Here is a 25,557-nt window from a genome sequence, read left to right on the forward strand (position 1 = left end):
ACTAACAAGAAATTCTTCTTCACCTTGTCTCTTTAATTTTCTTATTTTCCTCGCAAGTTGATTCGCTTGTTCATTCAATTCTTTATAAGTCATCGTTCGTCCAGCAAACTGAAGTGCTACCTTGTCTGGTATTCGCTCTACTTGTTTCTCAAATAATTCATGTAATAATGTATTATTATGATTGTCATATTGAGTTTGATTGAAATCATGAAGGAGTAACTTCTCTTCTTCACGATTTATCATCTTTATTTCCGCTAACTTTATATTAGATGATTCAGAAATTTTTTCTAAAATGGCTAAAAAATGTTCACTCAATCTCTCAATACTATCTTTCTTAAAGAGCTCTGTACTATATTCGAATTGTGCATGTAAGCCCTCTTCCACTTCGGTTATATATAAGGAAAGATCAAATTTAGAAGAATTCGTCTTTATTTCCCATGGCGAAAATTGCAATCCATCTATATTAAATTTGGAGTAACTGGAATCTTGAAATGTAAACATCGTGTCAAAAATAGGATTTCGACTAGTATCACGCTGTACTTTTAATTTTTCCACCAACAATTCAAACGGATAGTCTTGGTTTTCAAATGCATTCAATGTAGATTTTTTTACTTCATCCAAAAATTCCAAGAATGTTTTATCCTTTTTAGGGCGATTTCGAAGCGCAAGAGTGTTTACAAACATTCCAATTATATTTCCCACATCGGGGTGACATCTACCAGAAATCGGAACACCGACAATGATGTCCTCCTGATCACTATATTTTGAAAGGAGAATATTGTACGCAGCTAACAATAACATGAATAAAGTCATGCCTTTTTCCGCGGCTATTTGATGCATGCTATATGTTAATTCTTTTCCGATATGGACTGATATAGTGTCCCCTTCATAAACCTTTACAGAAGGTCTTGTATAATCCGTCGGTAACTGCAGCACAGGATATTCCTCTGAAAATTGGTTTAACCAATATTGTTCTTGTTTTTTTATTATTTCAGATTTCAGAAAGTTATTTTGCCACGCAGCGTAATCTTTATATTGAATATGAAGCTCCGGTAATTCTTTTCCTTTATATAATTGAACAAATTCATTTACCATTAAATCAACTGAATAACCATCTGAAATAATATGGTGAATATCAATTAAAAATAAATGTTTATTCTCATTAATTTCAATTAACATGACTTTAAAAAGTGGTGCACTTTCTAAATCAAATGCTCGGACAAATCTTGAAATAATAGTTGATAACTCATTTTCTGAAGCATAGATAAAATCAATTTGATAATCTACATTCTCATGTATTACCTGTTTTGCCTCAAAGTCTACATATCGGAAGGATGTTCTAAGTGATTCATGCCTTTGAACAAGTGAATAAAAAGCCTTCTCAAATCGTGCTTTATTTAATAAACCTTCTATTAAAAATGCGCCCGGGATATTATAATTCACACTACTTTCATCCAATTTTGCTATAGATAACAATCTGTTTTGTGAAGCTGAAACAGGGTAATATAACTGCTTATTCAAAGGCTTTATTGACTCATATTCTTTTTTTCGAACAGTCTGTATATAAAACGCTAGATTTTTAATAGTAGGCTCCTGGAAAAATTCCCTTATCGGAATCTCCACTTGCAACTCCCTAAATATATTAGCAATTAATACTGTAGCTTTTAAAGAGTGGCCTCCTAACTTAAAGAAATCATCCTCTATCCCAATCACTTCTTCTTTTATTCCTAATACCTCGGACCATATTTTCACAAGCAATTTTTCTGTTGCATTTTTTGGTTTCACTTGGTGTTCTTGGTTACTTCTAGCTACGGTTGGCTTTGGCAACATATTATAATCTAGCTTCCCATTAACTGTACTTGGAAACTTATCCATAGCAATAAATTCTGTTGGTATCATAAACTCTGGTAAATACTCTCTCAAATAATTCTTTAGCTCTACAGTTGATAAATCATTGTTCAAAATATAATAAGCACACAATACCTCATTGCCTATGGTATTTGTCTGAATCATAACGATAGCTTCTTGTATGGCTGGATGATTTAGTAAGTTTTTTTCTATTTCTTCTAGCTCTACTCGATACCCTCTTATATTTACTTGATTTCCAATTCTTCCGATATATTCTATTGTCCCATCATGCATCCACTTTCCAATATCACCAGTTTTATACATTTTTTCACCAGGTATAAATGGATTATCAACAAAATTTTCATTTGTAAGATGCGGCTGATTTAAATATCCCTTTGATAAACCTCTTCCAGATATATAGATTTCACCTGGAATTCCAATTGGTACTAGCTTTTCTTTCCTGTCAAAAATGTATATATGTTTATCAGGAATAGGCCTTCCTATCAGGATTTTCCCACTATCTTCCTTTTTAATTTTATAAAAGGTTGCACACACCGTTGCTTCAGTTGGCCCATAGGTATTATAAACAGTAGAATATGTTAAAAGATTTGAAATATGTTCTTTTCTTAATACATCCCCTCCGCTTATAAACGTTCTTACCTGCTTTAACTCTTCTTGTTTATTAAATTCATTTAGAATTAAAGGAGTACAACTTATAATTGAAACGCCTTGTGCCACAATTAATTTTTTTAAGCCTGCTATATCCATTAATTCTTCTTTGCGTGGAACAACCAATCTTCCACCGACCAATAATATTGGAAATAGTTGTTCAACAGATGCATCGAATGCAAAGGATGAATGCAATAGAACATTGTCGTCTTTATTCAACTGAAATTCATGTATAAAATGATTCACATATTGAACGACACTTTTATGATCAATGCATACTCCCTTCGGTGTTCCTGTTGAACCCGATGTATAGATAACATATGCAGGAGCATCTGGATTTGCTAGATTTAAGTCAGTTGATTCTCCCACATAAATATTTTGACTATCTAACAATACAACTTTATTGCTATAATCTAACTTATTCAATTGTTGTTTTAATAGTGATGAAGATAGTAATACACCTATATCACTATCATTCAGCATAAAATTGATTCTTCCGATTGGATATGAAGGGTCTATTGGCACATATGCAGCACCCGCCTTTAATATGGAAAGAATTCCAATGATCATTTCTATTGAATTGTCAATCATAATTCCTACGTAATCACGTTGCTTTACGCCTAAGTCTTGTAATTTTCGAGCAAGTTGATTAGCTTTTTTATTTATTTCTTGAAAACTTATTTTTTCATTATTAAAAACTATTGCTATCTGTTCAGAATGATTTGCTACAGATTTTTGAAAGAGTTGATGTAGTGTCTGAGCATAATCAGTGATCTCTGATTTTTTATTAAATTCGTATAATAATTGATTTTTTTCCTCTTCTGTAATTAAATCCAGATTAGATATTTTATCATTTGTGTTTTCACAAAAAGCCTCTAAAGCAATAATAAATTGCTGAAAAAATCTCTTGATAGTTTCGGTACTATACAAGTCCGAACGGTATTGAATAGTCGATAATAATTGAATATCAGTAAGTTGGAAGGAAAAAATCAAATCCTGTTCCATCATATTGTGAATAACATTATGATGTAAATTTTCAAACCTCAAAAGTAATTTATATAGGGAATTATCTATGAAGTTTGTATCAGTGATTACTTTAACTACTTCTTCATAAGGAAAATTTTGATGCTCATTTGCTTCTTTAACGGATTGTTGAATCTGTGTAAGGAGCTCCTTCCAAGTTATATCTTCATTCAGTTTACTTCGAATGACTAATCTATCATTTATATAATTGCCCACATCTTTTTGTTTAAAAACAGGAATGCCAATTACAATATCTTCGTCATTTGAGTATCGATATAAAATTGCATTCACTAATGTAGCTACAATTAAGAATACCCCAACCTCTGAACCGTTTGTTATTTGATAAATCTTTTTAAACATATGGTCCGGAATTTTAAATTGAATTTCTTCCGTTGTTGGTTTAACCTGTTTTGTATTCTTAAAATCTCTTGGCAACCTACTTGGATGAAAGCTCCCTGATAATTTTTTCTGCCAGTATGCCTTTTCTTTTTGGTATTTTCCGCTATTTAGTAACACTTGCTTAGAAAAACCCATTACCTTCCCTCCCTTATAAGGATGAAATAGAGAGAGGGAGAAAAACCTCTCTCTACTGTTTGCGAGTAAAACAAAATGAGGATTAATAAGATTTCACAAGAATTATTTTCCTAATTATTAAAAGAAAATTCTATGTCTTCCATACTCACTGGTTCTAATTCCTGAATTTCATTTTCTAATTGAACCTCAGCTAACAATATTTGTGGATTCTTAACCAAAATCTCTAAAATTTTCAAAAAGTCTTCTGCTACTTTCTGAATTGTGTCATTCTTAAATAAATACGTATTGTATTCAAACCTGAAAATAAATCTTTCATCTAATTCTTCCGTTTCTAAACTCAAATCAAATTTAGAAGTACCTCTATTAAATGGATACTTTTTGATTCTTAATCCATCCATACTAATCTCATGATTACTTACTTTCATATCAAACATAGTATTGAATAGTGGGTTTCCACTTTCAGATCTCTCAATATGAAGTTCATCTAGTAACTCTTCAAATGGATAATCTTGATTCTCATAAGCATCTAGAATGGAATCATTTAATTCTTCTAAATAATCTAAGAAAGTTTTTTCATTTTCAGGATAACTCCGAATGGCTAATGTATTCACAAACATCCCAACTAAGTTCTTCACGTCCGGGTGCCGCCTACCTGCAGTAGGAGTACCTACAACAAGATCCGTATTACCAGTATATTTTGATAAGAGAACATTATAAACACCGAATAATACTACATATAATGTTTTTTCCAATCTTGCAGCAATGGAGCGTAATGTTGAAGAGGTCTGTTTATCTAGTACTGTTGAAATTGTTTTCCCTTCAACTGTTAAACGGTTAGGCCTCGTAAAATCATATGGTAAATTTAATTGCAAAACTTTATTTTGAAAGACTTTTTTCCAATACATTTCTTGTCTATGCATTCTTTCTGTATTCAACAGATTTTCTTTCCAAAGAACATAATCTTTGTATTGCACCTCAAGCTTTGGTAATTCTGTATCATGATAAAATGCAATAAAATCACGAATCAGTATGTCTAATGAAATACCATCTGCAATGATATGATGCATATCAAATAACAATAGATACTCATTTTCTTCAAGGTTAATTAACTTAACTCGAAATAGCGGGGCTTTATTTAAATTAAAAGGCTTTATAAATTGTTCAATTAGTTTATCAATATCACAATAAGCCCCCTCTTCTTCTATAATTTCAAATTTTTTGTTTTTGTGTATCACTTGAATGAGTTCACCATTTTTATAAGAGAAACTTGTTCTTAACGATTCATGTCTATCCACAAGTCTCTGTAAACTCTCCCTGAACTTTTCTTTATTTAGCACTCCTTTAAGTAACAATACCTCTGATAGATTATAACTAGTGTCCATCTCATTTATCTGTTCTAAGATATACAAACTTTTTTGTGAAGAAGTAAGAGGATAATATTCTCTTTCTTTAGCAATTTCAATTTTGGCGTACTTCTCCCTATTACAATTTTGAAATAATATTTCTGCTTGTTCAATTATCGTTGGTGAATGGAATATATCTTTCAACGATAATTGAACACCAAATTCTTCATATATCTTAGAAATGATGGATACAGCTTTAAGAGAATGACCACCTAATTCAAAAAAGCTATCCGTAATTCCAATTTGTTGTGCATCTATATTAAGAAAATCAGCCCAGAGCTGTGTTAACCTTTGTTCAATATCATTCCTTGGTGCTACGTATTTTCTACTCTTCGTAATATCCTTCAACTGCACCAGGGCTTTGCGATCAACCTTCCCACTTGCATTAAATGGAATACTGTCTATACAAACGTACATAGAAGGCAACATATAATCTGGTAACATTTTAGATAGATAGTTTCGCAACTCCAAATTAGAGATGGGTTGATTTGCAATATAATACGCATATAATTCATGACTACCATTTTCATCCTGTACTGGAATTACAACTGCATCCACTATTTCTTCATGTGAAATTAAGTTTGTTTCAATTTCCCCTATTTCCACACGATTTCCTCGTATTTTTACCTGTTCATCAGTACGCCCTAAATATTCAATATTTCCATCAGGCAAATATCTCGCAATATCACCTGTTTGATACATTTTTGTTCCTGGAATAAATGGATTATCAATAAATTTTTCATCTGTTAATTCTTTTCGATTTAAATATCCTCTAGCAAGTCCAATTCCCGCTATATACAGCTCTCCTTCTACTCCAACAGGTTGTATTTGATAATGTTTATTCAAGATATAAAGAGACATATTTGATATAGGTTTTCCAATTGGAATAATAGATGTCGTAACATCATCACAATCATAATAAGAAACATCAATCGTTGCTTCAGTTGGTCCATATAAGTTCGTTAATCTCGTTCCAAACCGTTTGTTTAAATATTCATAAAACACAGAAACATGAGTGTTCAATAATGCTTCTCCACTAGTAAATATTCTCCTCAAGTGACTAAAGTCATAAGATCCTTTATAATTTTTTAGGTGTTCCAAAAACATAGTAAACATTGTTGGCACAAAATGCATAACAGTAATCTCATGCTTCTCAATTGCTTCACAAATCACTACTGGTTCTTTTTCACCATTTGGTGGAAGCATATATACTTTAGCGCCATATAAGGACCACCATAACAATTCCCATACAGATACATCAAAAGTAAACGGTGTTTTTTGCATAATAATATCAGCTTCTGTTAAAGGGTATTTACTCTGCATCCATTGAATCCTATTAATTAGAGATTGATGTTCAATCATTACTCCTTTAGGTTTACCAGTTGACCCCGAGGTGTAAATGACATATGCAAGACTATTAGGTTTTGTAACAAGATGAAGATTTTTGTTATCTAGTTGCTCAATTTTGCTATCATTCATATCTATAATTGATCCTGAAAATATAATATCTTGCTCCACAGAACCATTTGTTAATAAGATGTTTATTTTACTATCCTGAATGATGTAATTCATTCTTTCTAAAGGTAAATTCGGATTGATTGGTAAATAGGCTGCACCAGCTTTTAAAATCCCTAGTATTCCTACAATCATGTCGGATGATCGTTCTAGCATAATTCCAATAATACTCTCAGACGCTATACCATTTGACCGTAAATAGCGAGCAATTTGATTAGCTCTCTCATTTACTTCTTTATAAGTTAGGGAACGATGATTTTCAATTATCGCAACATTATTTGGCGTACGATTCACCTGTTCCTCAAATCGTTCATGATATCCTTTTGATATATCAATTAATTGTTGTGTGTTATTCCACTCATAAATTTGTTTATTTTGTTCCTCTTTGCTTAACAGTTGTATATCCGATAATAGTACAGTTGTTTCATTGGTAACTCGGTCAACAATTTCCATAAAATGCCTTTTCATTTTTTGTATTGTTTCACGATTAAACAGTTCTGTACTATATTCTATTTTCACTTCAAGCTCTTCCGTTTTTTCTTTCACCTCAAAACCCAAATCAAATTTTATATCTTTATTATTTACCTCAACAGGATGAATTGATAAATCTCCCACAGTTAGGGAATCAAATTTTGTATCTTGCATCGTAAACATAGTATTAAATAAAGGTGATTTACTTCTATCAAAAGGTAAATCAAGCATATTGATTAGATTTTCGAATGGATACTCCTGGTTTTCATATGCTTTTAGTAAATTATCTTTCACATGCCCTAAAAATTCTTTAAATTGCATCGTTGAATCTGGATAACTTCTTATAGCTAATGTATTTACAAACATTCCAATAACATCTTTAACTTCATTATTTTTCCTACCAATAACTGGAATGCCTATCGTGATATCCTCTTGATCACTGTACTTAGCTAACAGGATATTGTAAATTGAAAAAACAACCATAAATAATGTTGCTTCCTGCTTTCTTGCAATCTCTTTTAATTTAGAAAGATATCCACGTTCTATCACGAATGTTAGATGGTCTCCTTCATATGAAGAAATGGATGGTCTTGCTCTATCTATTGGAAGATTTAATTCGGGTATCTCTTTTGAAAAAACATTTAACCAATAATCTTCCTGTTTCTTCATGGCATCTGAAAGTAAATATGTTTCTTGCCAATTAGAGAAATCTTTATATTGTACTTTAAGTGGTGACAAACTCTTACCTTCATATAACTGAATAAAATCTTCAATCAGAATTTTTATGGATGTACCGTCTGAGATAATATGATGCATATCAACAAATAACAACCATTTATCTTTTTGTACATGAATCAAGTACACACGAAGTAATGGTGCTTTCGATAGGTCAAATGGTTGAATCAACGAATGAATCAATTCTGTAGAGTCAAGGTTTTGTAACATTATTGATGTGACATGGAAATTTACATTACGATGAATTTCTTGTACTGTGATACCATCAACAATTCTAAAAGATGTTCGAAAAGCTTCATGCCTTTCAATGATTTTTTGGAAAATCTCATTTATTTGCTCTTCATTCACTTTACCATGGATTTCAAAAACGCCCGGCATATTATAATTTGTTGTATTGTTAGTTTGATTAATAATAAATAAGCGTTTTTGAGAGCTTGAAGCAGGATAATTACTTCTATACGCAACAGGCATTATTTTTCCTCGCTCTACAAGGGCTGAGGATTCTATATATTCTGATAATCGTTTAATCGTTGTATATTGAAATATATCTTTAATGTATAAATCGACCTGAAATTCTTTTTGTACACTAGTTACCAGCTCAATCGCTTTTAATGAGTGACCACCCAAATCAAGAAAATGATCGTTAATACCAATTTCCAAGAAGTTTTTATTAAAAATCCTTGCCCAAATCTTAGTTAATCTTATTTCAATGTCACTCCTTGGGGCTGTATAAACATTCTTCAATTGATTATTTGTATATGGAAGCGGTAAGTTTTTTTTGTCAACTTTACCATTTGGTGTTAACGGCATTTGATTCAGTGGAAAGAAATATGTTGGAATCATCGCACTTGGTAAATTGAACGTTAAGTACCCCCTGATTTCTTCCAATGAAACAGGTTCTTTGGCTATATAATATGCACAAAGATGTTGCTCTTCATTATACTTTTTAACAACAACAACCGCCTCATCAATTTTTGGGTGACTCATAATCTGATTTCGAATCTCTCCTAATTCCATTCGTATGCCATGAATTTTTACTTGATCATCATTTCTACCAATAATTTCTAGTTCTCCGTTAGGTAGCCATCTTGCTAAATCTCCTGATTTATACATTTTTTGGTTTGGTTTAAATGGATTCTCCACAAATTCAGATGATGAGACACCTTGATTTGAAAGGTACCCATTTGCGATTCCCTCACCTGATATACATAATTCACCAATCACTCCTATTGGTTGTAACTGTTCATTTTTATCGAGAATATATATTTCTTTGTTTGCAATTGGCTTCCCAACCGTTATCAGCTTAGGAGAAGCATCCATTTCTTTGACGGTTAACCATACAGTTGTTTCCGTTGGACCATAAATGTTATAAAGCTTCGCATTTGTTCTTTGTTTCAGCTTTTGAACTAGACTTTTTGTCAGCACCTCTCCGCCAACTAGTACCATTTGTAAATGATGCAAAGAATTATTATTTTCATCCTCTAGCAAAAGTTGTAAGCGTGACGGTGTAAGTTGGATAACATCCACTTCATGCTGTCGAATTAAATTCTTTGTTTTCTCCGGGTTTTTCCTTTGTTCTTCATCTGCAATAACAACTGTCATTCCTAAAGACAATGGAAGAAAAGATTCCACTACAAATGGATCAAAAGACATAGAAGTAAGGGATAGAATTGTTTGATTTGACGAAAAATCTACTGTACGAGTAAATCCATGAATAAAATTATGTAAGGATTGATGGTCAATACTAATACCTTTTGGTCTCCCAGTCGATCCAGATGTATACATTATGTAAACAGCGTCATGAGCGTTCATTAAATTAGGTAAATTTTCTTCACTTTCTTGATCAATTCTCAAATCTGTAAGGTTTATTTTCCAACCATCAAATTCCACATTATGAATCTGCGAATTAATTAATAATAGTTTTATACAACTATTATTAATCATGTAATTAATTCTACCAGTTGGATAATTAGGATCAATTGGAATGTACGTCCCACCAGCTTTCATTATCCCAAAAATAGCGACCAACATTTCAATTGAGCGATCAACCATAACTCCGACACGTGTCAAAGGTTGGACACCTTTTTTTTGCAATAAACGTGCAAGCTGATTTGCCCGATTATTCAATTGTTGATAAGTTAGTTTTTGATGACCAAACACAACCGCAGTCTTGTTTGGTGTTTTGGTTACTTGTTCTTCAAATAACTGATGAATCGTTTTTGTTCTATCATATTCTGACTTCTCACCACTAAACGCCATTAACAACTGGTACTTTTCATCCGTTGAAATTACTTCTAATTCAGATATTCCTTTATCACCATAAGCAAATAAATTCATGATGATTTGAACAATCCTACTAAAATGATTTTCAATTTCCGTTTCCGTAAATAATTCTGTTAAATAATCAAAATCAAGCATCAACTCATTTTTTTCTTCACGATCACTGATATGAATACTTAACGAATTAATCTCATGTCCTGAAAAATGCCATTCTGTTTCATATTTTCCTTTTATGGCTTCGTTTTTATCGAGATGCAATTTTGAATTTTGATAGGTTAAGGATATATCAAATAATCGTTCAGTATGATTATATTTATCTCTTAATTTTCTAGTTAGTAAATCAAACGGATACTGCTGTCTTCGTAACAATGATATTTGCTTACGGCTTGTTTGTTTCATAAATTCCATAATTGTGATATCATCATTCAACTTCACCTTAAACGGCATGGTACTGACAAACATACCAAATGTTTTACGTTCCTTCGGATTAACTCTATTGAGAATAGTTGTACCTAAGACAAAATGATTTTGATCAGTTATCCTTTTTAGATAAATCGATAGAATCGATAGAAAAAATGTAAAAACAGATATCTCATGTATCTTACAAAATTGATATATTTCTGACGTAATCTCAGAAGATAAATTGAAGGTTCTTCGCTTTGCATTCGTACCTCTAAATGCTATATTTCCTTCTTTTAATCTTATTGGCTTAGGTATATCACGAAGTTCCTCCAACCAAAATTTCTCATCTTCTATAAATCGTTTGGAACATTTATAATTATTTTCACGGGTGATAAAATCCATGTAAGAATGATCTTTGTTCATACTCACTTCTAGACCATTGCATAGATCCATATAATCTTTCATAATTTTATCTCCCATTAAATGAATAGACCAAGCATCCGAAATAATATGATGAATTTTGACCATCAATCCACTTTCATTGCTACCATTTTTAAAAGTTATAAATTCAAATAAATCAGAACCCAATAAATTAAACGGTTTACTAGTTTCTTGAGCAATCCATTCATCAAACGTTTTATTATTTTGTTGCAAATCAACAATTCGAATTGTTTTCTCATGATAAGGTGAAATATACTGTTTTACTCCATCATCATTTTCTACTAACCGAATCCGGATAGCGTCATTTTTAAGTATAAATAGATTGATAGCTTGTTCAAATTTATTAAAATCCAATAAACCTTTGATTTTAATTGTTCCAATTAAGTTTGATATCGGAGAATGTTGAACAAACTTTTCAGTTTCCCAAACCCTTTTTTGTGGGTGTGTCAAAGGATATCTCTGTTTAGACACAAAATCCCCTCCCTTTATCAAAATGGTTAATTACTTTCTCTCCATTTAATAAATTTAATAATTAGCAAAATTGAAAATAAACTAAACACAATTAACACGATTAAATCCTGTATAACGGCGGTAGACCAAATACCTTGAAATAGTAGTCGAAGTGCTTCTGACAAATATGTTGTCGGTAATACATATGAAATATACTGTATAATCGAAGGTAGTGATTCAATTTCTACCATTACAGGACTCATAAAAGTAATAAACATCATTGCAACTTGTCCACAAATAGCTGCAACCTGTGGAGTTCTTGACCAAAAACCAATCAAAACTCCGACACCAACGCAACTTAGTATACCAAAAAGTATGACTGGAATTATTCCAATATGAAATTGGAGTGTAATGCCATACATTGATTGGCCAACAATTGCCAAGATGATAATAGAAGGTATAGCAGATAAAACGCCCTTTAATAAAACAGATAAAATAAACGTTATTCTAGAAATAGGTAAAGAAGCATAATAAATAAAATGTCCCTGATTTTTTTCATGGGAAATATCCTGTGCTACACTGGTTAAGCCCATAAGGACAATTGCAAACACAATGTTACCAACGATGATTCTCGTAATTGTCTCTAAAGAAGCATCCTCATTAAAAACTTTTAGAAAAAATAGTGATGTAAAAGGAAACATGGATGCCATAAACACAATCAAATACCAAGTATCCCTAATAATTCCCCATTGAATTCTTGCTAATATATAAAAATCAACAAAATGTTTCACAAACTTTTTGAATACTTTTGTCTTTTTATTTGGAGTTTCGTAAGCATGAGATTTCGTATTCATATTAGTCTCTTCCCTCATAATGTAAATAAACATCTTCAAGGCTTGGTGGTATAATTCGATACTCTTCACACCTTACTACTTCTAAATATTGAATAATTTCACCTATAACACTTTTTAATTTTTCATTTGGAATCAACACTCTAAAACGATTTTCAGTTAGGATTTGTATCTCCCCATATTTCGACATATTTGTTTTCAGTTTATCTCCTTCCTCAAACATAGAGGATATTTCTAACTTATATCGTTGATCTACACTCTGCTTTAATCGCCATACATAATCAACAGCAATCACTTTACCACGATTAATAACAGCGATACGATCAACTATTTTTTCCGCTTCTAGTAGGTTGTGTGTTACTAAAATAATAGTTGTACCTTCCTCACGATTCTTTTTTTGAAGCAAGTTCCATACCATATTTCGCTTAACCGGATCTAAATCATTAGTTGGCTCATCTAATATGAGTATTGGTAGTTTACCTGTAAGGCAAGTAGCAAAACCAACCATTCTTCTTTGACCACCTGATAAATTTTTCACATACATATTCCGTAATTTAGTTAAGTCCAATAGTTCTAGTAGTTCCTCAGTTTCATTTCTGGCTTCCTGATTTTTAACACCTCTTAGCATGGCAGTAAAATAAATTGCCTCATAAACCTTTAATTTATGTAAGGCAAATGTTTCTTGAGAATAATATGCTACATTGTTCATTACATAATAACTATCTTGTAAAACATCTTGACCATATAAATAAATCTTTCCTTTAGTTGGTTTTAATTGTCCTACCATTTGTTTAATTAGAGTTGATTTACCTGCACCATTTGGCCCTAGTAATCCAAAAATCTCCCCTTGGTGTATCGTAAAAGAAACATCAGAGTTGGCAACTTTCTTTCCTTTTTTAAATTCCTTATAAATAGAATCAACACGATAAACTTCTTTTTTTAATTGCACTTCTTATACCACGCTATTCGCTAATTCTTCATTTATAATTCTAACAATATTATTATCCTCATCCATTATTGCTATATGTGAGCGAAATTTACCTAACTCATCTTGATGAACTTGAGCATAAGATATTATTATTACTACATCCCCTTTTTGCACAAGTCTTGCTGCAGCACCATTTAAGCATATATCTTTTTCCCCAGGTGGCCCAGGAATAACATAAGTTTCAAAACGTGCTCCATTATTATTATTTACAATTTGTACTTTTTCATTAGGTAAAATTCCCAGTGCATCAATAATTTCACGATCTATGGTGATACTTCCAACGTAATTAAGATTTGATTCGGTTACACGTGCACAATGAATTTTTGATTGCATAAACGTTCTATACATATTTACTCTCCAATCTTTTTATTTGATTTTTCCTATTTGGAAATTTCTTAGTTTACTAGTTATCTAACTTCATAAAAGCAAGACTATACTTATTTTTATTGAATACAAATACATTACATTCAAATCTTTGTTTCTAGAAGTTCCAATGCTGCCCATATCTAATTCCGTATTTTTCTACAAGTGGTTTTCAGTTGATTATATATTTATTTTATATTATAAAAATAAATAGATAAAATGCACCTTCTATTTTCTCATTTGCTCTTAAATATTTCATTTGTCGGAGTAAGTTGATCCATTTACCCTCCTTTCTTTCTATAAAACTACCAACCATATATTTCCTTCGTTTAGAATTAATTATCCATTATTTCTAAACGAAGGAAAAAACTTAATTTTCACTCTAAATTAAACATACAAAATAGTGTAATCCATCTGAATTTAACCACATGAATGATTATACCAAAATTTACAATTAAATATCCAGCGAATATCCAATTTTTTAAAACTTTTTATTCCGACAATAAACGACAAAATCTACAATTGAAGAATGTATCATATTCTATCCATTTAGCATTTGGGTAAATTTAGATATCTGTTAAAAGTATTTTCACACTTAAAGTTACCAAAATAGAAGAAGCTTTTATAATATAAAGGAGAAAACATTCGATTGAAATTAACCAACAGTTAATATACAAAGCTATTAATACGAGAAGTAGACCAAATACTATGAACCTCCCCTAACCTTATAAACTGATAAAGAACGACCTAATTTAGCTTTAAAATAAAGTTTGATTAAAAATATTGGATTTAGCCTTATTTTGTGGAAAAGGAAAAACAGCCATTTCGATCAATCTTTGTTCAAAATGACTGTCTTTATTTTAATTGTTAATTTGATTTTCATAAAAAAAGATTGATTAAAACTTTTTCTCAAACATTGATCAAAAAGAATTTTTATCGTTTTCCGACAGAAGACTCCTTCCTCAAAAATGTGAAGGTGTGAAACACCAATTTTAGGTGGGAGATGAATGTCGGTTGGCATAAGCCAACATATTTGCTATCATTTACTTGTACAGATTGCTCTTCGAAAACTGAAGATATAAGGTTGGTTGCAGAAAAACGTCGCAACCGTAAAATCTTCAACGTTCTATCGCCCCATACTTGCCGAAGTTGCGAAAACCAAGCTAAAGTAGGGAGTGTGGTGCGCCAACGTACAAGATACTTATGTTCTCACCGTAGGGACTACGGGTAGAGCCTGCTAAGATAACTGGTGGATACATCGGTGTTCCCAGGAATCTCCCACTTCAAACAGTCCGTTAGGACGTTAAGTGGTGAGTAGTTCAAGAAATCGTTAGTAATTGTTGTAATTCATTATACGTCGAAAAAACGAACTTTGGTTGTTGCAAACTTCGTTTTCGTTTATATATAGCATGAATGGTTTCAATACCTTTCAAGGTACGTGAAGCATGACGAATGTTTTGGGATCCAGAAGATTTGGTAAAGCGACGTTTTATATGTCGATGACCCTGTTCAATCAGGTTATTAAGATACTTAACGGTGCAATGTTTTGTACGCTTATAAAGGTCGTTCTTTTTCAGTTTTTTGAACGCACAAAGTAAGGCTGAAGCCCTGTCTGTTGTGAGAACTGTTGTTTCTCCAAAATCTTTGATCAATCGCTTCATAAACGTATAAGTAGCTTAGTGATCGCGTGTTCTACTAAGTTGGAGATCCAAAGTATATCTATTTCCATACGTTAAAGTCAATTCAGCCCGACAACTATTTATTTACTAGTTTCACAAAATCCTTTGGTTCTCCTTTTAACTTGTAATACTTCATGTTAAGACGAATAGCTACTATGGAGATTACTAAAAACCCTATTACATATAACATCTCTCTTTCTCCATTTCTTATTGTTCAGCGAACTTATTCTGTAAATAATTCACATGTTTCTTTTCAATATCCTTATCCGTAATCTTTGCTCGCAACATAGTTTGATAAATATAATTAACCTCGTCATTTGTAAGTTGCAGGTCTGTATAGGATTCGACACATTTTTTTAGATCGTTATAATATAGGACATGTTTATGTTTAGAATGAACATTTACTCTTTTTAGACTGCATTTTGAATGAAACGCTGCAATAGAAATACATGGCAGCTGTTGATCCATCACCCATTCAATTGCTTTCATGTGTTTATAGTTTTGTCGAAATGGATTTTGAAAAGAGTGTTTCTTTCTAAAAATACCTTGTGCCCATCTTGCTGCCTTCTCACTTCCATAGATCCGGCCCTCATAGTTCTTCGTCTCTATAATAAATATACCTGTTTCCGCGATTACAATATGGTCAATTTGAGTTGTATCACCATACTCTGTATAAACCGTCACATCATGTAACACCCGATACCTTTCGTGATCTAATTTGCTTAATATACGTTTTACCATCTTTTCCCCGGCTTTCCCTTTCCATTTTGGTGCATGTTTTTTTACCATAATATTAATCGGTATCAGAAGCACAATTAGAATTAATTCAAATATTAGTACTTTCATAATATAAGCCTTCCTTTCACACTCTTGTGTTTCTACGCATTAAACGATATACATGAGTTTCTAATCCTAAAATATAATATGAGATACATAAACCTTTTATCACCATCTCTATAAATCCTAATGCTAATGAAACAATGAGTCCGCCCCGAAATTGAAACGGTCTTGTCACCCTCCGATTCACTGGCTTTTCAATTACTCCAAAATTAGCCCAAGTTGGCAAACGCTTTTCTACATTCTTTATAGTGCCCATTAATCCGTATTTTAATGACAAAATGAAACATCCAATTAGTAAATATACAATAGAAGAAAAATAGATAGATAGGCCCATAGTGATAATTGTGAGCAGCCAACCTATCAAGATAGAATTTCGTAAAGCGGCATATTCTTGATTTCTTTTCAAAACATGCAATCCTTTCAAAATAAATTAAGTCATTTTTAAACATGAGAAATACTTTTCTAAGTAAAATATTATTTTAGTTTCTATCTTCCTCGTCTGTTTTGTAGGCATACCAGCTCTACTACAAGGAGTGTTCATTCTACAAAAGGAAATCCTTTACAACAAAAAACAATTAAAAATTGAACGAATTATCCCCTATATCAGAGGAAATATTTGTAGAATACGAAAGAAAAAATCAGATGGGTTGATAAAAGATACTGAATGAACATTCAGTACCTTTTGTCTCTATATATATTTCTTTACATATTCGCAAATAACCATGGAGCCAGTACGGCTAACATACATAGTAAACAAGATCCCGTTATAACGCGATTAGACCAGCGATAATACTCAGGTTGTTTTGTACTCTCATGAATTCTTCGTAAACGAATTCCTGCAATTAACATAAAGGGTGTAAAAATAAGTGCTGTTGATTTAAACAGGTCTAAAAAATCTGTAAAAATGTTCATAAACGAAAATACATCCGAACTAAATAAGAAATATACACTTAATCTCATTGCCATCATACTAACGAACGAGAAAATCATACTCCCCGTTGCCCATTTCATCCATTGACCATTCTTTGTAATTAACGCCATAACCATGACAATAACACCTAATATGAAAGAGATAGAAAAGATATTTACCCCTACTTTAAAAGCTGGTGCATACATACCCTCAACTTTTTGTATAATTGATGACCCAAATGAATCGTCTTTCTCTTTCGTTTTTGTTCGATTGTTTAATCCTTCTTTAAAAGATGAAGAAACATCATTTCCTTTCCATTCATTAAAATCCACTTTTACAGATGCATGAGCTGTATGTAAAGGTATGAGTACTAGAATCATAAAAACAAATATACATAAAACTCCAATCATCCCTTTTTCTCGCTTCACAACACATCACCCGCTAATTTTGGCTTTATGCTCTTTAATTTGATTTCATTTCCTTCTGCAACATAACGGAGATCTGCGGAATAATAGATATTGGCTTTTGTATATGCCCCCATAATCGCATTTGCAATTTCTTCTTTTTCTACTGCTACATATGTTTCATTTTCATTATAAAACTCTATTTCAATTCGATTAATATTATTATTTAATACTGTTATATGTAACTCCTTTAAGCTATTCAAACGATTTCCTAAACCGCACACTAGCTTAAATACCTTACTCGCAAGTGTAGGTGGCTTAACATACGTCGTATTAAAATGAATCGTTTCATCATCTATAACACCATCTTCCTCAACTGCGCACGTCATAATGAAAGAATGATTTTGTTTTTCAATTTCTTGCTGATTTAACTTGCGGTCAATTACATATTTCAGACTTGTTGAAAGATTTTCTATATATTCATCCAGTTCGGTATTTGAAATTTTAACCTCTGAGAATTCTGGGAAAATCATGTAAGCGTGCATATTAGAACTACTTTTACTTACACGTAATACCTGTACCTGTTTCTTTTCATAGCGCACCGTTTGTTCCAATTTTTTTACTACATTGTTGCTTATATGATCTATTATCATATTTCATCAGCCTCCAGTAATTTTAATAAAATAATTTTTACAATCTCATGTATATAAAGCATTGCAATATTTTGCTGAGGTCTCGAAACTCATATTTTATGACTAATAATCACTTTAATCTTAAAACATCTTAATATTACAATGACGTACAGTGTTTCATTATAGACGAATATTCTTATGTGGTGAATCGTTCTGTTTCACTCATTTTTATAAAAATATAAAGATATTTTATCCTTATAAAAATGAATGAGAACATACTATATTTCATGCTATTTATCTAAGAAAATTTAACTGGGAAATGGATGTTATACACTCCCTAGTCATCTATTATTTGATTCAACTAATGTATAGAAATTAGGTGGATTCACCTCAAATTTTATATACATTCATATATTTTCTGGTATTATCCCTCCTTCTGTATAAATCCGATAGCACTTCTTATTAGATATCTTTATAAATAATGTTAGTCCTTGTTCTCTTTCTGTCACTTTTGCAGTCCACTCTAACGGTTGTGCCTCTTCTACTTCTGATTTTCACTATTAACAAAAAGCACAATTGTTCAAGTTCTAGAAATGTTATTCATGTTCTCACTTAGCATTTACTTCTCCATCCAAATTCTTTTAGAACGATGTAACAAATAAATTGTAAACACTGACAGACCCTTTTCTAATGTAATTTCCTTTGTGAGAGTAGTAATACGCTCTTACTCTTTACTAATCATTCTGCATTCCCTTGGTCAGCAAGAAACAAGACGTTTCACCAATACATTTCCCCTCTCAATTATGCAAATGAATCGTACTTAAACTAGCCCTTTATGAATTTGTTTTTTCCTTTTTCTTCTATTAATTTAAATTAAATGAAATTTTTCCGCTAAATCATTTTTATATGTATAATCATTCATTCTAAATCTCTAGTTGCAATAAAAAAGGAAGATCCAAGTATTCCTATCACTTAGTTCTTCCTTTTCCCCTGTATAAACTACCTTCACATGATTAAAATCGTAGTTCTTCAATCGTACTCTCCGCTAACTTATCTATATCAGTAAATATATCATTCGGCACTTTAGATTACTCTTTGGATCAAATAATACTATTCAAACATTATCTCTTTTCATCTTGTTATGTTATGAATCATAAATAATCCCACCTGCAACTTGAAAACAACATAAAAAGGACTTCTTCAAGTCGATTAAAAATGTGCATAACAAAATAAGCTATATATGCACTAATCAGCTCAAAGAAGCCCTTTCAAAATTGAAACAAGAACACAACTTGCTTCTGCAACTCAACCACAACACATAAGGCGTGGGAATAAACGGAATTCAACGAATAACACTATACCTATATATTATACAATTTAGATTTTTGTATCAAGAATTTTTTTATTATCTTTAGTCATTTGTCAGATGTTATACAATCAATAGCATCATCTAATAAGTTAATTCCAAGATCAGATATTTTAATATTAATAGTAATCACCAGTGAAGTTTTACTAATAATGATAAATAAAAGACGCCAACTAGCGTCTTTTATTTACTCTTCCATATTTTGATTTTTCAATAATTCAAATTCCTATCTATGAAATGTACTCCTCGTACCATTTAGCTTTTTTAGTTTACACTTTACACTCTTTTTCTTCATCTCACTCTTGTATTTCTTCGTACATACGCTGCCTTTCTTTGTTAACCGCTCTAGCTTGATCGTAATCGTAGTCAATCGATTCCCTTTCTTCTGTTCTACGTTGTATTTCTTCGTATATACGCTGCTGCTCCTTGTAAGCTGCATCCCCCTGATCGTAATCAATTAATTCCTGTTCTTCGCCCCTAATTTGTCTTTTTCGCTCTTCTCTCTTTTGTTGTAGTTGATATCTTCTATATGCCTTCTTATCAGTAATTTTTTCACAGTCGTGCGCTAGCTCCTTCGTTTCGTCATGTCCATGTCCGCAAAAATCGTTTGGAATTATAGCACTAGATTTCTTAACAGATTCAGGATTAGGGTCTTCATGTTCTTTGCTAGCCTTCTCATCTTTAACTGCAGTATTGCTAAGACCATCTTGCTCTTTGTTCGTTACATTTCTATTAGAATCAAACTTTATAGTCATCGAACCGTGTCCACCGTGACCTAAATATATGTAGATAGAGAACAATTTAGTTGTTTCGCTGGATCCAGGCTTTCCTGCTATCTCTATGACTTTGTCCGCAGACATTCCAACCTTGATTTGATTATACTGTTCTAGTGATACTGTTGATGCGTCCTCATGTACATCTTTATAATGCGGATATTTGTCATTAATTTCCTCATCTTTATTCTTAGATTCCTCCACTTGTTGTACCTTTTTTTTCTTCTTAGGTTCTTCTGTACCCTCTTCAACCTTAGAGGGATTGGACCTCTTCTCTTCGACCTTTGGCGGATTGGACTTCTCCTCCTCTTCTCCCTTTGCAACTTCTATAGAGTCTTGTTTCTTATATGGCTTGTAATCCCCATCTTCCTTTGCAGAGCAGGCACTGAAAATTGATACAGACGTTACACTTAATAACAGTAATTTCTTTAATAATTTCGTATTAAATTTCATAATATTATTCCCCCGTTACATATATTGAATTGAGCCCTCATACTTCCTCCTATAAACGTTATCCTTTCCCTTCGCACATACATTCTCATATAACTTTGCGTAAGCCTCTTCGTTATTCATTACAGATCACTTTTTGGCTTTAGTATTTATACAATCCCCTAACATTTCAAGTGGATTAGTGTCACCCAAAAGTGAGCGCCTTTTTCATTATTCGCACTCTGCTTCTATCAAAAGTCTTAACTGCGTGTCTTATGCTACGGAAAGAATCATATATTAAATGTATTTTGTTATTTACCTTACTCCACTAATCATCGGCTAAACGTTCAATAAGTGATATGTAAATTTTTTTACCTTTTCACCATATGAATTACTGTATATTACATTATAATAATGTTATTTTAACCTTTTAGCAAATATTGTTAATCTTTTCAACTTTGATTTAAGGGTGGAAAATGAATAAGTGGAATTTTTAAGGAGTAAAGATGAAATTCCATTTGCGAATTCACATAATTTTTACGCATCAAAACTCCTTATGTTGAAATTGTTATATAATAAAACCAAACCTTAAGTGAGATCGTCTCCCTGTTACGAGGAATGTGATAGTTTTTTTCACCTTTTTATATTATCTAAAAAGAACTTGTAGTGATTCCTACAAGTTCTTTTTGCTTTTTTTATCATTTTAGCCAATTCATCTCCCACCTACTCACTTCGCGTTCCTTGAGAAAGGAGTCTTCTTGGCTAAAATGATAAATTACAGTCAATAATTACCTTTCAAATACTTGGAAAATCTTAAAATCAATTTCCTCTCATCATTGTCCCCCTGTACTACCTACTATTAAAAACACTGTTTATATCCTAGAAATTTCAATAATACTAGCCATTTCCTACTCTCTTTCATACTACGTATTTCTACTTTATATAATTAAATATTTTTTCAAAAACTACCTTATGAAAGAACGTAAGTTCGTGTATAATAAGAACAAACGTTCTTTAAGTTAGGAGGAATTATGGTGTATGACTATTCAATTTTGCCGAATAGAATCATCTTATGTGTTGACCTTCGAAGTTTTTACGCTTCAGTTAGTTGTATTAAATTGGGCTTCGATCCACTTCATACAAAATTAGCTGTAGTCGGTGATGTGAATAGGAATGGCTCCATTGTCTTAGCCGCAACTCCACCATTAAAAGCAATGGGGATAAAGAAAATGGCAAGACTATATGAAATCCCTCGTCAAAAAGACATTCTTATTGTGAATCCAATAATGGGAACTTATATTAAGTGCTCCAATTACATAACAAAGTTAGCTCTACAGTATGTTCCTATTGAGGACTTTCATCAATACAGCATCGATGAATTTTTTATGGATATTACTGATAGCATCCATCTATTTGCCCGAGACCCATATGAATTTGCCTTACAGTTTAAACGTGAAGTATATGAACATACAAGAATTGAATGCACGATTGGGATTGCTCCTAACCTATTAATGAGTAAGGTAGCTTTAGATATTGAAGCAAAGAAAAATAAAGACGGAATTGCGTATTGGAAATACGAAGATGTACCTACAAAATTATGGAGCATACGGCCACTTAGTAAGTTTTGGGGGATTTCAAGTAAAACTGAAATAAAGTTAAATCGAAAAGGAATACATTCAATTGGAGATCTAGCTAATTACCCTCTTAAATATTTAAAACAAAGCTTCGGCGTGATTGGAGAAGATTTACACTTACATAGCAATGGAATTGACCTTAGTCGTATTTCAGAAAAATATATTCCGGTTACAACTTCTGTGGGAAAAAGCCAAATTTTAATGCGTGATTATACAATAGAGGAATTTCCAATTATCCTACTGGAACATACCGAAGAGGTTTGTTATCGATTGAGACAACAAAACAAACTTGCTCAAACCGTTCATTTTTCAGTTGGCTATAGTAAAAGTTATTCAGGTGGTTTCAGAAAAACGCATACTTTAAACCGTCCAACCAATTTAACCATGGACATTTATCAAGTTTGTATATATTTTCTACATCAACAATATACTGGAGAACCCATTAGGAGTATTACTATTTCCCTAACAAACCTCATTCTTGAAGGAGAAGAACAAATCTCTCTTTTTGATAACATCATACAGCGAGAAAAAGAAATAAAACTAACAAAGGCAATGGACGAAATACGTAAAAAGTTTGGAAAAAATAGCATATTAAGAGGAATTTCCTATACAAATAATGCCACAGCAAGATACAGAAACACACTGTTAGGGGGACATAAAGCATGAACAACGCTAATATGCCAAAAGGAAGAGGAATGGTAAAATGGACACCGTTCGCTGCGATGCCGGAGCAATTCGCTGGTATCCGTGAAATTATTAAAGAAAAGGCGAAGGTGGAACGACCTACATTAACCCAGGATGAACAAGAACTTATTGAGAACATGCTATTATGTTCGTTGCTTTCTGAAGAAGAAATAATGATTACATTTTACGAAGGTGGTTTTTTACTTACTAACTATATGACCGTCGTTGATATTGATCCGCTGAATAAATCTATAATTTGTACGGATGCATTTTACAATAATATGACGTTAAAATTTATTAATATTATTGATGCAAAATAAAAAAAGCCGTCAAATGACGGCTCTTATTTTTACTTAACTGCATATACCCAGCCTTTGCGGTCAAGATAATCAGTGAATCCTTTCAATTTGGAATCACTTGTTGGCTCGGTTACAGGATAAATGCACCCATCACTTTTAAGGTTTAAGTTTACAATCATCTTAAGTGAATTTAATGCTCCTACAACATTACGTTTTTGATTAGGTGGTGGGGTTGGTGGGGTTGGCTACCTCCAACGGTTTGTCCAGTCAATGCATATAAGATGGAATTAGAAATATTATCTACATCCCATTTAGCCATATCGGGATCGGGATCGATGAATCCAAGTTCGATTAGGATTGCTGGTGCTTTAGTGCTATTTAACACATAAAGGTCAGTACATTGTTTCGCGACACGATTAGACCATCCAATGAAAAAAACACATAATATTAGGATTTACAAACCATGTACGACTCGTACAAATACGTCCATCTTCTATTATCATTCCAGATTCCAAAACGGCCAATACTCCTTTTTCCATTAAAGAATTTATCATTATTAAAAACCTTGAAGATCTGTCTTAAATTCTTTTGCTAAATAACTAGGAGTAGCATTCAGAATCAAATTCATTTTCTTCATTTACTCGTTCTACAAGAATATTTGTTTTAAATTCTACATAAGGCACTAAATCCATTAGAAAAGGCTTTTTAGCATTTGTAAGATAGTTTAATTTTGCTTAGTAATTATAATTATCCGTAATCATTTACATAAACTTCACACTATCGATTTTGACACTAACGCCTCAAAATCAATAGGGGTCTGCAACGCTTTTCAGCTTTGCCGAGCCACGTTTTACGTGGCAAAAACAAAACCTTGGGCTTTGCCTAAACCCACTGGGGAACTCTTCCCCAGACCCCCTCATTCAAACTCCCCAACCCCCTCAATTCCTTGAGGGGCTCCCTCGCCGGTTGGCAGGAACAAACAATAGTTTGTTCAATGCCGAGAGGATTCTGGTATAGTCCAGTTGGTCAAGTCAAATACTCCCTTCGCTTCGCTAGGCCCGTTTTGATTGACCAACACATGTAATTATCCTGTTATTTCTAATACCATTTAAATATTCGAATTAACAATAGCGACTTTCATATTTTATTCATTGCTATCGTAAATAATCAATGAAATACAAATCATTTATTTATCTAAAAACATAGAATTTTATTTGTTATTAATAGGTGCTTTCCTAGATTAGTATTAACAAAAAACAAAAGGAATTTCTTAAATAAGAAATTCCTGCATATCTTTCTAACACAAGTACCAAAGCACTTGAGATGTTGGGAAATTTGCAACTGTACCATAAGGGTATATATAACCAGAAGTATAACCACCAGATGTTGACATCACATACATAAGGAACAATTCATTACCAGTCGGACTTCCTGTTAAAACAAAAGTCCACTTTCCACCACATCCATACGTATGCGGTCTTGGTTTTTTCATTTCTGCTTCCAATGCTGCTGGATTAGTTTTCAAATAATGATATTTTTGCACTAAAGCCGATGGTGGTGACGGAGAACCTTGTTGCAATCCTCCCCCACCACCAGGATATTGTGTTGGATAAGTCGTACTCCCTCCTGGAACAGGTATTGGAAGTGGATAAGATGTTCCACCAGGCATCGGAAGAATCGGACGATCATAATAGTTATCGTAATAATAATTTAGATTGTAATATCCATCATTATCATACATTTTTTTACCTCCTAAAATTACCTATTTGGATACAATATATTAACGTCCCATATTTGTGTATAGGTTGCTATCCAATAATGAATTTGTCTCATAACAAAAGAGGCTTATTTTTTAAAAATCACCGTTCTACCAATATCTCAAAACAGACTGATATTTTTATAAAACTTCCAAAGTAAACTTTTGAATAGAAGTT

The 25,557-nt window shown here is 32.3% G+C and carries 13 protein-coding genes and 3 pseudogenes; 2 read left to right on the plus strand and 14 right to left on the minus strand.

Annotation, left to right across the window (positions count from 1 at the left end; all coding sequences use genetic code 11):
* The 11 genes and pseudogenes from MR107_RS17770 to bamE all read right to left on the minus strand — a co-directional run.
* On the minus strand, nucleotides 1–4,074 hold a 4,074-nt coding region (locus MR107_RS17770; RefSeq protein ID WP_242292568.1), incomplete at its 3' end, for an amino acid adenylation domain-containing protein.
* Nucleotides 4,075–4,184: 110 nt separating this feature from the next.
* Nucleotides 4,185–11,792 (minus strand): non-ribosomal peptide synthetase, encoded by a 7,608-nt coding sequence (locus MR107_RS17775; RefSeq protein ID WP_242292569.1) that lies wholly within the window; start codon nucleotides 11,790–11,792, stop codon nucleotides 4,185–4,187.
* A 26-nt stretch (nucleotides 11,793–11,818) separates the two neighbouring features.
* Nucleotides 11,819–12,625: an ABC transporter permease gene (locus tag MR107_RS17780; RefSeq protein ID WP_242292570.1), complete on the minus strand. Its 807-nt coding sequence runs from the start codon at nucleotides 12,623–12,625 to the stop codon at nucleotides 11,819–11,821.
* 1 nt (nucleotide 12,626) lies between these two features.
* Complete coding sequence (locus MR107_RS17785; RefSeq protein ID WP_088021252.1) at nucleotides 12,627–13,571, minus strand: ABC transporter ATP-binding protein; 945 nt, start codon at nucleotides 13,569–13,571, stop codon at nucleotides 12,627–12,629.
* 3 nt (nucleotides 13,572–13,574) lie between these two features.
* Nucleotides 13,575–13,958, minus strand: coding sequence for an aspartate 1-decarboxylase (panD, locus tag MR107_RS17790; protein WP_061664666.1), 384 nt, complete (start codon nucleotides 13,956–13,958; stop codon nucleotides 13,575–13,577).
* A gap of 1,334 nt (nucleotides 13,959–15,292) precedes the next feature.
* Nucleotides 15,293–15,691: pseudogene (locus MR107_RS17795) on the minus strand (DDE-type integrase/transposase/recombinase); the annotation flags it as partial.
* A 168-nt stretch (nucleotides 15,692–15,859) separates the two neighbouring features.
* Nucleotides 15,860–16,498, minus strand: coding sequence for a nuclease-related domain-containing protein (locus MR107_RS17800; protein WP_242292571.1), 639 nt, complete (start codon nucleotides 16,496–16,498; stop codon nucleotides 15,860–15,862).
* Between the two features lie 16 nt (nucleotides 16,499–16,514).
* Nucleotides 16,515–16,898 carry a hypothetical protein gene (locus MR107_RS17805; protein WP_088363876.1) on the minus strand — a complete coding sequence of 128 codons (384 nt, stop codon included), beginning with the start codon at nucleotides 16,896–16,898 and terminating at the stop codon, nucleotides 16,515–16,517.
* Between the two features lie 296 nt (nucleotides 16,899–17,194).
* On the minus strand, nucleotides 17,195–17,830 hold the full coding sequence (locus MR107_RS17815) for a hypothetical protein (protein WP_242292572.1): 636 nt from the start codon (nucleotides 17,828–17,830) through the stop codon (nucleotides 17,195–17,197).
* Nucleotides 17,827–18,459 carry a hypothetical protein gene (locus tag MR107_RS17820; RefSeq protein ID WP_000582596.1) on the minus strand — a complete coding sequence of 211 codons (633 nt, stop codon included), beginning with the start codon at nucleotides 18,457–18,459 and terminating at the stop codon, nucleotides 17,827–17,829. The genes MR107_RS17815 and MR107_RS17820 overlap by 4 nt, the downstream gene beginning before the upstream one ends.
* Nucleotides 18,460–20,100: 1,641 nt before the next feature.
* Complete coding sequence (bamE, locus tag MR107_RS17825; protein ID WP_086389212.1) at nucleotides 20,101–21,030, minus strand: outer membrane protein assembly factor BamE domain-containing protein; 930 nt, start codon at nucleotides 21,028–21,030, stop codon at nucleotides 20,101–20,103.
* A 1,007-nt stretch (nucleotides 21,031–22,037) separates the two neighbouring features.
* Between bamE and MR107_RS17830 the strand changes: the two genes are divergently transcribed.
* Together MR107_RS17830 and MR107_RS17835 are read left to right on the plus strand one after the other, a co-directional pair.
* Entirely contained in the window at nucleotides 22,038–23,306 is a 1,269-nt protein-coding gene (locus tag MR107_RS17830; protein ID WP_140159268.1) for a Y-family DNA polymerase, read from the plus strand.
* Complete coding sequence (locus tag MR107_RS17835; RefSeq protein ID WP_001057802.1) at nucleotides 23,303–23,644, plus strand: YolD-like family protein; 342 nt, start codon at nucleotides 23,303–23,305, stop codon at nucleotides 23,642–23,644. The genes MR107_RS17830 and MR107_RS17835 overlap by 4 nt, the downstream gene beginning before the upstream one ends.
* A 29-nt stretch (nucleotides 23,645–23,673) precedes the next feature.
* Here the strand turns inward: MR107_RS17835 and MR107_RS17840 are convergent.
* The 3 genes and pseudogenes from MR107_RS17840 to MR107_RS17845 all read right to left on the minus strand — a co-directional run.
* Nucleotides 23,674–24,053: pseudogene (locus tag MR107_RS17840) on the minus strand (N-acetylmuramoyl-L-alanine amidase C-terminal domain-containing protein); the annotation flags it as partial.
* A gap of 7 nt (nucleotides 24,054–24,060) precedes the next feature.
* Nucleotides 24,061–24,384: pseudogene (locus MR107_RS32015) on the minus strand (MarR family transcriptional regulator); the annotation flags it as partial.
* A gap of 536 nt (nucleotides 24,385–24,920) precedes the next feature.
* On the minus strand, nucleotides 24,921–25,364 hold the full coding sequence (locus tag MR107_RS17845; RefSeq protein ID WP_166695584.1) for a hypothetical protein: 444 nt from the start codon (nucleotides 25,362–25,364) through the stop codon (nucleotides 24,921–24,923).
* Between the last annotated feature and the right edge of the window lie 193 nt (nucleotides 25,365–25,557).

Source organism: Bacillus cereus group sp. BfR-BA-01441, from assembly GCF_022663075.1.
GTDB lineage: Bacteria > Bacillota > Bacilli > Bacillales > Bacillaceae_G > Bacillus_A > Bacillus_A cereus.